This window comes from Solibacillus sp. FSL K6-1554 (assembly GCF_038005185.1).
GTDB classification, from domain to species: domain Bacteria; phylum Bacillota; class Bacilli; order Bacillales_A; family Planococcaceae; genus Solibacillus; species Solibacillus silvestris.
The window spans coordinates 3,856,431-3,870,264 of the sequence record NZ_JBBOSS010000001.1 but is presented as its reverse complement, the minus strand read 5'-3'; the positions used below and the strand labels follow the sequence as shown (position 1 = coordinate 3,870,264).

Annotated in this window: 11 protein-coding genes; 8 read left to right on the top strand and 3 right to left on the bottom strand. The window is 37.4% G+C overall.

Annotated features, from left to right (window positions below; genetic code table 11):
- Positions 1-53 precede the first annotated feature (53 nt).
- Positions 54-998, bottom strand: coding sequence for an S-layer homology domain-containing protein (locus MHB58_RS19245; protein ID WP_008405938.1), 945 nt, complete (start codon positions 996-998; stop codon positions 54-56).
- 548 nt (positions 999-1,546) lie between these two features.
- Positions 1,547-2,515, bottom strand: a complete 969-nt coding sequence (locus tag MHB58_RS19240; RefSeq protein WP_340735850.1) for a DMT family transporter — start codon at positions 2,513-2,515, stop codon at positions 1,547-1,549.
- Positions 2,516-2,665: 150 nt separating this feature from the next.
- Between MHB58_RS19240 and MHB58_RS19235 the strand changes: the two genes are divergently transcribed.
- From MHB58_RS19235 to MHB58_RS19200, 8 genes are all read left to right on the top strand, one after another.
- Complete coding sequence (locus tag MHB58_RS19235; RefSeq protein WP_340735849.1) at positions 2,666-3,526, top strand: LysR family transcriptional regulator; 861 nt, start codon at positions 2,666-2,668, stop codon at positions 3,524-3,526.
- Between the two features lie 60 nt (positions 3,527-3,586).
- Positions 3,587-5,926, top strand: a complete 2,340-nt coding sequence (locus MHB58_RS19230; RefSeq protein ID WP_340735848.1) for a helix-turn-helix domain-containing protein — start codon at positions 3,587-3,589, stop codon at positions 5,924-5,926.
- Between the two features lie 328 nt (positions 5,927-6,254).
- On the top strand, positions 6,255-7,640 hold the full coding sequence (locus MHB58_RS19225; RefSeq protein WP_420066684.1) for an MFS transporter: 1,386 nt from the start codon (positions 6,255-6,257) through the stop codon (positions 7,638-7,640).
- Positions 7,641-7,714: 74 nt separating this feature from the next.
- On the top strand, positions 7,715-8,902 hold the full coding sequence (locus MHB58_RS19220) for an amidohydrolase (RefSeq protein WP_340735847.1): 1,188 nt from the start codon (positions 7,715-7,717) through the stop codon (positions 8,900-8,902).
- A gap of 132 nt (positions 8,903-9,034) precedes the next feature.
- A complete protein-coding gene (locus MHB58_RS19215) occupies positions 9,035-10,216 on the top strand; it encodes a M20 metallopeptidase family protein (RefSeq protein ID WP_340735846.1) in 1,182 nt (393 codons plus the stop codon).
- 75 nt (positions 10,217-10,291) lie between these two features.
- The gene (locus MHB58_RS19210; protein ID WP_014822462.1) at positions 10,292-10,585 is read left to right on the top strand and encodes a DUF5316 domain-containing protein; all 294 of its coding nucleotides are present in this window, start codon (positions 10,292-10,294) and stop codon (positions 10,583-10,585) included.
- A gap of 104 nt (positions 10,586-10,689) precedes the next feature.
- Positions 10,690-11,820, top strand: a complete 1,131-nt coding sequence (locus MHB58_RS19205) for an S-layer homology domain-containing protein (RefSeq protein WP_340735845.1) — start codon at positions 10,690-10,692, stop codon at positions 11,818-11,820.
- 136 nt (positions 11,821-11,956) lie between these two features.
- Positions 11,957-12,778, top strand: coding sequence for a methyl-accepting chemotaxis protein (locus tag MHB58_RS19200; RefSeq protein WP_340735844.1), 822 nt, complete (start codon positions 11,957-11,959; stop codon positions 12,776-12,778).
- Positions 12,779-12,823: 45 nt separating this feature from the next.
- On the opposite strand, the gene MHB58_RS19195 is transcribed toward MHB58_RS19200, so the two are convergent.
- The gene (locus MHB58_RS19195; protein WP_340735843.1) at positions 12,824-13,282 is read right to left on the bottom strand and encodes a DUF2975 domain-containing protein; all 459 of its coding nucleotides are present in this window, start codon (positions 13,280-13,282) and stop codon (positions 12,824-12,826) included.
- Between the last annotated feature and the right edge of the window lie 552 nt (positions 13,283-13,834).

Below are 13,834 nucleotides of genomic sequence, written 5' to 3'. Positions count from 1 at the left end.
GCTAATCAAATAGATTAGCCGTCCAGCTGATACCGGTTATAATTAATCCCCTGTTAATTGATTTTCTCAACGTTCAACTGCCACTTTCCGTTCGCGTCTTTTGAAACAGCCATTTTTACGTTAATATCTTCGAACAAAATGACTCCTTCTTTATAGATCATTATTGCAATAGTCACAGCATTTAAATACCGTACATCTCTGTAGGAAGCCAAATATTTAACAGTGGTATTATTTGTTAGTGTTTTGATTTTTTCCATTGAAGTTTCTTTAGAAATACCTAGTTGTTCAAAGTCATTGAGCAGGTTGTTCTGGTTAAAGAAATATAGTTCGCCATTTGCAGCTTTCACAAGCATATTTGCAAATTGAGAACGTTTAATCGGTGTACTTGGTTTGAAATTTCCGTCGTCGTAACCACTTAAAATTCCGGTTGTTTGAAGTGTCGCAATTTCCTGTCCCCAAGGATACGTAAAGTTTTTTCCATCGAATATGTCAGATGGGGAAGCGCCACTTTCTTTGTAGCTTTGCAATTGAATTAATGGAATTTCATATGCTTTTATAATTACACCGGCAAATTGTCCACGCGTTAAAGGTTGGTTAATACCGAATGCCCTCGCAGAGGAAGAAGTATCATTCACATAATACCCGCGCATAATCCCGTTCCAGTCCAGCTTATTAATGTAAGGATAAAATTGATCTGTCTTTGGCACATCAATAAAGTTCGCACCACTATACCATTCCGTATACTCAATCTCTTTTAAGCGGTCATCCAATACTTTTGCAAGTATACTTGCCACTTGGCCACGCGTAATATTTTCATATGGTCTAAATTGAGGCAATGTCCGGCTAATTGCTTTTTGGTCTAATAAATACTGAACAGAGGGATAAAAGTTGTCGGATTCTTTGACGTCTTTGTAATGAACAGTCGCAGCATTGACGTTCGTTCCGATCGCAAACATCAAGCCTAGTGCAATACTAATGGAGGCAATCGTTTTTCTCATTTTTTCAACTCCTTTAAATAAATTTATAGTATTTCAACCTAAAAGATAACATTATAAGGAAATTATTACAACGAACTATAAAAGTAGCGGGATTTTAATAGAGGGTGGGACATAACCCAAAAATGCCTTTTTTCTCTGAGAGAAAAAAGGCATTTTTTGCTGTGCGTTAAAAATTGATTTCTATTCCAGGTCGGACGCTTTCCGCGGGCGTGAGGCCAACAGGATGTTGGTCACAAAAGCGTTGCCACAGGACGTGGCGTTCTTAGCTTTTGTTCCTAGTCTCAGGCGTCAGTGCTCCTGCCGCTTCGCTTTCGTCGCAAAATAAATTTCGCTATTCCCGTTGGAAGCTTGCTTGTAGCGAAAGGCATAGCCGTCAGCTAATGTTTTCACAGTGCTAAAGGTGAAACCGTCAGCACGAACACTCGCCCTCCATTCCAATCAAATCAATTTTATAAAATATCCGTTTCTTAATAAGGTTTTTCTTCTTATCCAATGGTATTTCTATTTCTGTCCCAATCGCTTATTTGCATTAAGCCTAAAGATTATAGTTAAGAAATCCCTTCACTCCATGTAGATTGCATCGTATGATTGGCCTTTTTCTTGTCCAGCATTCTTACATATATATTATTTGATAAAAGCGCAATGATAATCAACACTGTTCCGACAATATCAAACACCGTTACCGCATTCCCCTGAATAATAGAAATGAATAGTGTTGTGACAGGAACGAAATTGATGAACAGTAATGCATTTAAAGGTGACAAGTAGTTGACGCCAATGTTCCAGCCCAATAATGCAATGACACCCGGGAAAATAATCATAAACAGTAAGTGTGGACCTACTGCAACTACATCGTTTACAGCTGGCACAGATAAAGTGCCGAACATTGTCGCACCTAAAGTAACGAATAATGCGGTTACGGTTCCAAGTAAACAGCTCAATGTAGAATAGCGCAAAGCAGACCAATGACTGAACTCATTGGCGCCCATTGTATAGATCACCCATCCGACGACAGCGATAAAGATGAAAAGGGAAGGGATAAACTGACCTGTCGTGCCTAAAAATGCCTGAAGATCGCCTTTTGTTATAACTAATACCGCACCGATAAATGATAATAATACACATAGTAATGTAAACAGCGATGGACGGTGTTTAAAAATCATCCATGAGATGACAATTGAAATCATCGGCATAAGTGATTCCATAATAGAGGCCGTCATAACACCGGATTGTCCGAGTAAATCCTCGCCCCAGAAAATAAGCAAATTATAAACTGTAAAGGCCATCGTACCGAAAAACCAAAGCTGCAGGCCTTTTCCTTCCATACGGAAAGCTCTCTTTCCTTCCTTCCATAACAGCAGTGTAATTAAAATAATCGTCACTGCGCCATATCTAAAAATGGTGAAGTAGAATGGATCTATATGTTTAAATGCACCATGGGCTACCGGAAACATTGCCCCCCATGATACTGCAGCTATAAAACATAGAATAGAACCGATTAGAACATTATTTTTCAACCTTTATTAACCTCATTTCACTAAATAGTCACGATTACTATCTTACAATTGTATAACTATCTCGTAAAATGAATAAAAGTTATCATTAATATCAGTATTTGAGATACCATGTTAAAGTAATAGGAACAGGAAAAGGAGACTGGATGCATCGTGGAATTTAAAGACTTGGAAATTTTCCAACTTGTTGCCGAGAAGGGAACAGTTACGGAAGTAGCGAAAGAATTAAATTATGTCCAATCGAATATTACATCAAGAATACAAAAACTTGAAGTAGAATTGAACACGCCATTATTTAACCGACATAGACGAGGGATGACTTTGACACCTGAAGGAAAAAATTTGTTATCTTATAGTAAGAAAATATTGCTATTAACGGAGGAAATGAAAAGAGCCGTTCTTAATAAAAATGAACCAATCGGAAAGCTTGAAATAGGTACGGTTGAAACGGTCTACCATTTACCGAATATATTAACTTCCTATATGAAAAGTTATCAAAGTGTCGATTTGTCATTAATAACAGGGGTAACAGAGAAATTGGAGCAAAAAGTACTGGATTATAAATTGGATGGAGCGTTTATAACCGCATCGAATATTCATCCGGATCTTGAGTCATATGAAGTATTTGATGAAGAGCTTGTATTAATTTCAAACTCACCTCATCTGAAGTTGGGAGAATTAGAAGGCATCCCGTTCCTATGTTTCAGAAAAGGCTGCGGATACCGGGCACGTCTGGAAATATGGTACCAGGATCAAAATATCAGTCCTCAAAAAGTGATGGAGTTTGGTACACTGGAAACGATTATACGCAGTGTTTCAATGGGACTAGGGGTTTCATTTGTCCCAAAGTCAGCTGTTGCACACCTGGAGCAGAGCGGGACTATTTATTGTCACTCATTGCCAAGTGAGTATAGTAAAGTAAAGACGGTCTTTATTAGGAGAGCGGATTCCTATTTGACGGCAACGATTGAAAAGTTTATTGAAACAATTCAACATAATAGACAAATCGTATAAAAGAAACAAAACTTCCCACATTAGGAAAACTAACTTAAAGAAAAATAGTGAGGTGAACAGATGAGTAACCAGCTATCTGAATTTCAAATTTCCTTAAAGGAGATTCATTATTTATCACCAAAAGTAAATCAGGGGCTTGAGTTAATATTTGTTGTTGAAGGGCAGATTACTGTTGAGACAGATAGCCATTTTTATGAATTAAATGAACTTGATTTATTGGTTATTAATCGGAACGAACTCTTTCAGATAAAGGGAAATCCTGATAATTATGTGCTCAGTCTAACAATTTCGGATACATTTATCGACCGATTTTATAAAAATTACCGTGATAATCGCTTTGAATGCTACTCAAAGGAAGTGCATATGGGGCGCGAAAAAATGCTTAATAATCTTCGTAAGTGGCTTATTAAGTTAATTATTTCCTATTACCGTCAAGATGAAAGCCACCAAATTGAGTTTCAAAAATATTTATGTGATATCTTGCTTACGCTCATACGCGGCTTTAAGAAAAAAGGGAGCTCCTCAGAAAAATTGGATACAAATGATCAGCGGCTTATGCAAATTATTGATTACTTGGAAAGAAATTATGATCAGCCGATTACGTTGGAGGAAATGGCCCGAAAATCCTATTTGTCGACAGCTTATTTATCCCGTTATTTTAAACAAAAGATGAATATGGGGTTCAGTCGTTATTTAATGACAATCCGTCTAAAGCATAGTGTAAAAGATTTGCTCTATACGAATGATACGGTATCACAAATCTCGATGAATAATGGATTTCCCAACACGAAATCATTTACGACCCTTTTTAAAGAAAACTATGGGATGACACCGCATGTCTATCGGGAGAAACATCCTGTAGAGAAGAAGGATTCATTTAAAGAGTACCCGCTGGAAGATGCGGAACAGCCAGTACATTCACCTGAAATTTTAGGAAAGTTAGGGGTTATTTTAAATACACTTGATCAATCGTATAAAAATACACAATCGAAATTTGAAGAATTGTCATTGGATATAACAGCACCTGGCAATATTCCTATTTCAAGGCCCAAACATATGGTTATTGCGCATGAGTTGAAGGAATTACAAAAGGAAAATATCCGTGCACAAATTTTAATGGCGAAAAGAGAAATCGGGGTAGATTTTGTAGGAATCAGTAATTTACTAAAGGGAGAAGCGATTTCAGCTGAGATTGAAACAGATGAAATTATCCCGACAAGTTCACAATATTTTAAAACCGATATTGCCCTGGAATTTTTAAAGCAGCAAAACTTGGCACTTTTCGTAAGAATTGATTATCAGGAATTAACGATGGATGAAGAAAATTATCTCAGAAAGCTGGAGCATTTTTTGAAGCATTGTCTGCAATTATATGGTGGTTCCTATTTAAGCGCCTGGCATTTTCTCTTTTATGAACCATACAATACTATCGTGGCAGCAGATGAGCTAAAACGGGTTTATTTTAGGTTATATCATTTGATAAAAGGCATTGTACCGGATATTCATGTCGGTATGTTTTTACCTTTTTCCTTTGAAAAGGAGAAGACAAGCGAAGCGCATATATGGCTGTTAAAAGAGGCGGAATTTGTAGATTTTATAGGGTATCATTCGAATCAAAATGATGTTGTAGATTTTAAAGAGTTGAATGATGACCGCTTTTTCCTGACAAAAGATTATTTAAAAGAAAAAACAGAAAAAATAAAAGCGTATTTAAAGAAGAATGGAATTAAAAAGCCGCTTCATGTCATTTCATGGAATACTCTTTCCGGAAATACACGCCTGACAAACGGCCGCTTTTTCCGCGCAGCATTAGTATTGGAAAATATGCTGGACATATCAGATGAGGTGGAATCAGTAGGTTTTTGGATTAATACGGTTGTACATGAAAGTGAGAGTGACGGCCAACGTATCCGGATTGAAGGGCTAGAACTTTTCCATTATTTTGATGGAAAAAGACCGGCATATTTTGCGTTAATGTTTGCAAAAAGGCTAAACGGTAAGATTGTTGCCCAAGGACCTGATTACATGATGACAAAAAATGAACGTGGGTATCAGTTAGTGCTCATGAACAGTAAAACCGTTAATCCTTATTATTTAATTGAGGAAACGTTTTTGCAAATGTTCAATAAGGACTTATTTGTGAAAATTAAAGGAATGGAGCCTGGCGAATATCAAGTGCGAAAATACACGTTTGACCGTGAGCATGGCGCACTTTATACAAATTGGATTGATTTGAATAGCCGCTATGGATTGGATATGGAAGTCATTGATTATATTAACAGGTCAAGCTATCCTCAACTTGAAATTTTTGATGAAAAAATTATGAGTGATTGGTCTTTTTATTCATACTTAACGGTGAATGCCATTCATTTTTTTGATATAAGAAAAGCTGTTTTATAAAAAGATTGTTGCGAACGATACGCAGCAGTCTTTTTTTATTTAAGTAAAAAATTGACGGTATATTTTTGCTACTCCAATTGTTTCCGTAAAAAATATACAGACTCGTATACATGTTATACGCAAATAATAACTTTTTGACATATAGATTTCTGTATAAACTAAAGACATGAAGTATTGATCAGGCTTTAACGGCTAAAGAATATTCTCGAGAAAATAAATCATTATTGTTAATTGTTAAAGCGTTGTTGAAATATTTCTTTTAATACTAAGGAGTATGATTAAAAGAGATTTGAAGACATTATAATTACGCGGGAAATTTTATAGGAGGATTATTATGAACACATACAAAGGTACGAATAAAATGATCATCGGAATTGTATTCGGTGTTATTACATTTTGGTTATTTGCTCAAGCAATGGTAAACGTTGTACCAGCTGTTCAAGAGGATTTAGGCATTTCGCTTGGTACGATTAATATAGCGATTAGTTTATCGGCATTATTCTCAGGAATGTTTATCGTAGCGGCAGGTGGTCTTGCTGACAAAATAGGTCGTAAAAAAATAGCGGTCATCGGTTATTGGCTAAGTATTCTTGGTTCACTCTGTTTAGTATTGGCGCAAGGTGCTGTTTTATTAATAATCGGCCGAATTATTATCGGTCTTTCAGCTGCATTCATTATGCCATCTACAATTGCTTTAATCAAAGCTTACTTTGAAGGCGCGGACCGTCAAAGAGCATTAAGCTACTGGTCAATTGGTTCATGGGGAGGTTCCGGTGTTGCATCATTTGCAGGTGGTGCCATTGCGACTTCATTAGGATGGAGATGGATTTTCATCTTCTCGATTGTATTCGCTCTAGTTGGTCTGTTTTTATTAAAAGACACACCTGAAAGTAAACAGGAGTCTTCAGGAAAATTCCGTTTTGACTACGTCGGTCTAGGCATTTTTATTGTCACAATGGTTGCATTAAATATTTTAATTACGTATGGTGCAGACTTTGGTTGGACAAGCGGCATTTCCTTAATTTTAATGGCAGTAACAGTAATTGGATTAATTACATTCATTCGAGTAGAGATGAAAAAAGAAGTTGTACTAATCGACTTTGCAGTATTTAAAAACAAAGCCTATACAGGTGCAACGGTATCGAACTTTTTACTTAATGCAATAGCGGGTACATTAGTAGTAGCCAATACGTATGTGCAGGTAGGACGTGGATTTAATGCTTTCCAATCAGGCTTACTTTCCCTTGGCTATTTAGTGACGGTACTGGCAATGATCCGTGTAGGGGAGAAAATACTTCAACGTGTTGGTGCTAAAAAACCGATGATTTGGGGTGGAATAATTACTACGGTCGGTGTTGCATTAATGGGATTAACATTCTTGCCGGATGTAGCGTATACAATCGCGGTATTCGTAGGATTTGCTTTATTCGGTCTTGGCTTAGGTATTTATGCAACACCGTCAACAGATACATCTGTATCCAATGCACCTTCTGACAAAGTTGGGGAAGCGGCAGGTGTATATAAAATGGCAAGTTCTTTAGGTAGTGCGTTCGGTGTAGCCATTTCCATGACAGCATACGGCGCGGCATCTGCAAACGGCAATCTGGAAATGGCCGCAACAACAGGGATCATCATTAACGTCATATTCGGTGTCCTTTCCATCCTATCAGTTTTATTCCTAGTTCCAAAAAGCGCGGGGAAATCAGTCGATTAATTTAAATGATGTAAACGCCTTGTCAAAGGCGTTTACATTATTTTCTTCAAAATTTAAGTTCAGGAGTGGTAACCATGAAACAAAAACTAATGGAGATGCTGGAACTTCGTAAAGATGAAATGATTCAAATCCGGAGACATTTACACCAGCATCCTGAAATATCGTTTCAAGAAGAAAAAACTGCACAGTACATTCTCGGCTTTTATAAAGGAAAAGATGTAGAAGTTCATTCAAATGTCGGAAATGGCTACGGAATTATTGTAACGATTAAAGGCGGGAAGCCAGGCAAAAATATCGGGCTTCGCGCAGACTTCGATGCATTGCCGATTACCGAAGAAGCCGATGTTCCATTCAAATCTGTTAATGAAGGAGTAATGCACGCATGCGGCCATGACGGACATACCGCATATTTACTTGTATTGGCCGATTGTTTGATCGAATTGAAAGATGAGATACCAGGGACAATTAAAATTATTCACCAGCATGCAGAAGAAGTTCCGCCAGGCGGTGCGAAAAGTATCGTAGAGTCAGGGCTGCTCGATGATTTAGATAATGTTTTCGGGATTCACTTGCTGCCAATGGGCCCCTCAGGATTTGTCGGTTATAATTCAGGTTTTGCCTTCAACGGGCGTGCGTACTTAAAACTGAAAATTCAAGGACGCGGCGGACATGGCTCCTCACCACATTTGGCAAACGATGCGATTGTTGCCGGTGCACACTTTGTCACTGCTGTGCAAACAATTATTAGCCGCCGTTTAAGCCCCTTTGATATCGGTGTTATTACAATTGGTTCCTTCGACGGTAAAGGGACATTTAATGTGATTAAAGATAGTGTAGAACTTGAAGGCGATATTCGCTATATGACGATAGAAACGAAGGAAAAAATTGAAGTGGAAGTAAAAAGATTAGTAAGAGGTTTGGAAGAAGAATTCGGTGTCACTTGTGAGTTGACGTATGAAAACGACTATCCGCCATTATACAATGACCCTGAATTAACAGCGAAAGTAGCAGGATATTTAGTAGGGGCGAATGATCCGATTATTACAGAGGTGAAGGAAGTGCCGCCAATGTCTCCATCTGAAGACTTTGCCTATTATGCAGAGAAGTTCCCGTCTTGCTTCTTCTATATTGGTTGTTCACCAAAAGGAGTAGAAAAACCTTATTACAATCATCATCCAAAATTCGATATTGACGAAGATGCGCTTCTGGTCGCGGCTAAAGCGGTCGGACATGTCGTATGCGGCTATTATGAAGAAAATTAATAATAAAAAGGAGTTTCGGATTCATACCGAAGCTCTTTTTTTTTTGGACAAATCCCTCTACCGAACATCTCATGTAACAAATGTATATACTAATTTGATGCATAAGAACGAGTGAGAAAAGGATGTGTTCAAGTGCTTAACGAGTGGCATGCAGAAGTGGAGGAAGTGTACGATCAAATGGTTGCTTGGAGAAGGCATTTGCATGAGAACCCTGAACTGCCATTTCAAGAGGTACAAACGGCCAGAATGGTAGGGGATATTTTAGCAGGTTATGGAATTAAAGTGCAACGGAATATTGGCGGGTATGGCGTTGTCGGAATTTTAAAAGGGGGAAAAACAGGGCCGACGATTGCATTAAGAGCTGACATGGATGCGTTACCCATTCAACAGAAAAATGACGTGCCCTATAAATCCCAGGTCCCGAATGTTATGCATGCATGCGGTCACGACGCACATACAGCAACATTGCTTGGGGTAGCAAAAATACTAAGTAAATATAAAGATCAACTCCATGGGACGGTTAAATTTATATTTCAACCAGCGGAAGAGCAATTTCCGGGGGGAGCGATTCAAATGTTAGAAGAGGGTGTGCTCGAAGGGGTAGATGCAATCTTTGGAAATCATGTCCTATCTTCCGTCCCATTAGGAAACTTTACGGTACCAAAAGGGAGTGCTACCGCTTCCAGTGACTATGTAAAAATTAGATTAATCGGTAAAGGCGGACATTCTTCCGCTCCTCACACTTCCGTCAATCCAATTGTGATTGGCGCACAAATTATAACTCAAATCCATTTGTTAATGAGTCAAAAACTTGATCCGGTACAACCGGTAGTGGCAGCAATTACTGTGTTCAACTCCGGGGGTACAATAAATGTGATTCCCGAAGAAGCTGCAATTGAGGGGACAGTTCGTACATTTAACCAGGAACAACAGGAAAATGTCCAAACACTTTTAACACATATTCTTAATAATGTCACAGTAACTTATGGTGCTACTTATGAGATGGAATATACAAGAGGATATCCGCAATTAGTCAATACCGAGAAAGAAACAAAAGTTGTAAGAGATTTGCTTGATAATATTAACCATTTAAATGTCGTTGAGATGCCCCCCATTATGGCAAGTGAAGATTTTGCGTATTATTTGCAAAAAGTTCCCGGAGTATATTTTTATACTGGTTCAGCTACAGATGTCCCTACTACACAATTTCCTCATCACCATCCAAAATTTAATATCGATGAACAGGCAATGAAAAACTCGGCGAAAGGATTTTTAAGTATTGTACATTATTACTTAGTTCCAGACGATGCCTGACAAAATTCTCATTATATCGATTTATTTTGAAACCATTTCCAAAAGAATGCGGTATATAGGGAAAGGGGGAATAATATGAAATTTTTTCTAATCGGTACAGGGTTGTCTTTAATAGGAATTTTGCTTTCTATTATTATTTGGGATGTTCATATGATTTCCACTATAACGAGCGGGATTGGTTTTATCTTTTTTATTGTGGCATGCATTTTTTCCGGGGCATTCGTCAATGGTGACCGAATGCGGGCAAACACGGCAATGGAAACGAAAGAAAGCTGGATTCAAAGAAATACGATTGCATTGTGTTCTCTTAATATGGCAATTCCTAACTTCGCAGTTGCATTCATCTTTTACTACTATTTAGGCTACTAATTTTTCTTTTAAAAATATTGCCAAAATATACTTGTATTCATATAAGTTCTGTTTAAGTAATATGTTAAGGTATTATAGAATTTGGAGAAGTGGGGTTAACTAGATTGAAGGTACTTCAATTAGCAATTTTATTAGTTTTTACAGTTTGTTTTATTACTGTAACGCCAGCGTCGGCAGCAGAAAAAACGATCGATCAGTATTACATGGATGATGTAAGTTATGAACATGGCGCATACGAGCAGTTGGAACGTTTCTTATATGCAAATATTATCGACGGATATGAAGAGCCAACAGTATATGAAGAAGATGGCGAAGTATACGAATTTACGTCTATTCTTTTAAAGCCGGAAAACAGTATTACACGTGCACAGTTTACAAAAATTTTAGTGAATGCAATGAATTTAACGAGTGGCGATATTAAAAAAGAATTTTCCGATGTTAAATCTTCTGCATGGTATTATGACTTTGTTCAGATTGCCAGCAGTAAAGGCATTATTACCGGTAAAGAAGACGGTACATTTAAACCGAACGATAAAATTACACGTGCTCAAATGGCAGCGATGATTTATCGTGCATTTAATGAGACAGTTGATTTTTCAAAAACAGGAAAAATATTTAACGATGTTAATCCGAATAGCTATTCTTATGAAGCAATTGTGAAAACAGCAGGTGCCGGTATTGTTAATGGCTATGGAGAAACGTTTAAACCGAATGATTTTGCAAAGCGTTCTCATGCAGTACTGATGATTGACCGTGCTTTACATTTAGAAAGTGGAGAAGCAGAAGACGAAGCTTCAATCATTGCAACAGTGAATCGTTATATTGATGAAGAGTTTGAGTTTTCATCAGATACGGAAAACGAAGAGGATATGGATGCGCTCTATCGTGAAACAACAACAGGCTACTATTTAGCTTATTCACTTGATAGCCAATTGCTATTGGAAGACGCAGATTTCTCAACTGGTTCTAGTTCATCTCAAAAAATAGGCGAGTATTCAAGTAAGTTGATATCATTGAATAAACGTTTTGCCGCAGTAAAAATTGATGATTTGAAAGTTCATATTAAGATGAATGACCCTGAAATCAACTTCAATTTGGAAATGACATTAGATTTATCCGGAACAGCTTACTTAAAGAAAACAGAAGACGGCCTGTGGAAAATCTATAATCTAGTCTATGATGAAGAAGACTATGATAATATGCTGACTGCAGCTGCAGCAATGGAAGAACAATAGTAATTCCCCCTTCTTTTATAGAGAAGGGGATTTTTTTATGAGAACATATAGCAGAGTTTATTCATGAACATTTCGAAAGATTACGATATTAAGGTATTATTATCTATTATATAATACATTCAAAGGGGAGATGGGCATGCATACAAAATTACAAGCCGTAGTAGATACGATGGAGCTATATCAGGCAACTTTTCCGGAAGATGCTTGTATCATTGTAGCAAGCAATGAAGAGGTAGTGGGATACTTACCAGGCAAGTTTATTGATTTAAAAATTAATGTAGGGTTGAAAATGGTAGATTTCCGCGGCACCGTTACAGAGCGTGCATTGACGACAAAGCGTTTTATAAGAGAAGAAAAGGGTCCGGAAAGATTTGGGTTTGCTTATATTTCATCAGCACAACCAATTTTTGATGGAACAGACATAATAGGTGTAGTAAGTGCCACTATCTCAAACAAAAAAATGGATTCCATGCGTCAATTAGCGACAGAATTATCGAGTGCGGTAGAGGAAATGACTGCAACGAATGAAGAGTTAACGGCGGCGAGCATGGATGTATCAAACCGCTTGGATGGCCTTGTCACATCAACAGAAATGATGACGGCCGATATTGGGGAAATAAACCAAATGGTCGAACTTGTAAAAGGAATTGCATCAAAATCACAAATTTTAGGATTAAATGCATCGATTGAAGCGGCTCGTTCTGGCGAGCATGGAAGAGGATTTGCCGTCGTAGCGAAGGAAATTCAAAAAATGGCGCAGAATAGCAAAGATAGCGCAGAAAAAATTGCTGCGCAGCTTAATAAAATCCGTACTTCCATCGAGGAAGTTAATGGATCGACAAGTCAAATCGCAGCATTTACAGAACAGTTTGCCACAAGTATGCATGAACTGAACGATGCCTACGGAAATGTTAACAGCACCGCAGAAAAGCTATTGGATATTAGTGAAATAAAATAATAGAGATAGAACAACCACTCCGAAAGATGATCGGAGTGGTTGTTTTTAATTCACATTCAACCGGCTTTTTATAAGTACATGTTTTAAAAATGCCGCGCCTGTAGCAACAAGCGTGGTAATTATAATAATAACAATACCGATCACTGCCACTAATGGCGGCAGTGCATTTGAATAATCGAGCAGGAAGAAGCCCGAAATGTACAAAACGAGAATGACATAGGCGCAATATTTTATATAGTTTAATCCTTGTTCAAGACGACTGGAAAAAACAGATTCCCGCTCAATAATAGCAATCATCTTCAATGTTTCATAAAGCGCATAGAAAAATGGAATTGCGGTCGCATACATACCTAACAAAATCGGATATTGCAGGTAGGCGACTTCCGGATTTAAATGCGCAGTTTTCTGAGCCACACCCGGTAAAATAAATACACATAATGATAATACAAGTACACCAGTTGAAATAATAAACGTTCTTAAAAAGATTGAATTTAATTTCTGCATATTAATCCCCCTCCATTCAGATATATGAAAAACAGACGTTAGAAAATTCGGAAAGTTTCCGAGTGCAAATAATGATTTGCTGCTCCTATATATTCCATTAATTGTTACAATAAGTAAAAGAGGTGAATTGAATGTTCGGTACAGATGATTATAAAAAATAGAAAAGAATAGAAAACATTTTATAATTTTCAATCTCATCACGATTCTGTTTTTTACGGGAATATCCTTTACTTATGTGATTCCAAATTTAAAGGGATTTGATTTAGGCTCTTCATTTATTGTTTTCCTTATCTATATTGTTATTGCAAATGTCTTCGTTGGGATTTTTATTCACAAAACGGTACTGGTTTTTTTCATTTCGTTAATATTCAGTGCTCTCGGAATGGGCTGGCGTCTATGGCTTGAGTGGGGAGAATTCAGTTTAGTCGAACATACAAACATTGTTGTGATGGTAGGTTATCCGTGTATTACAGCGCTTATAATTACACTTATTTATGCTGTTTCAGAAAAGTTCAAGACGAAAAAGCTCGTCATTATAGATAGGAAATAGAA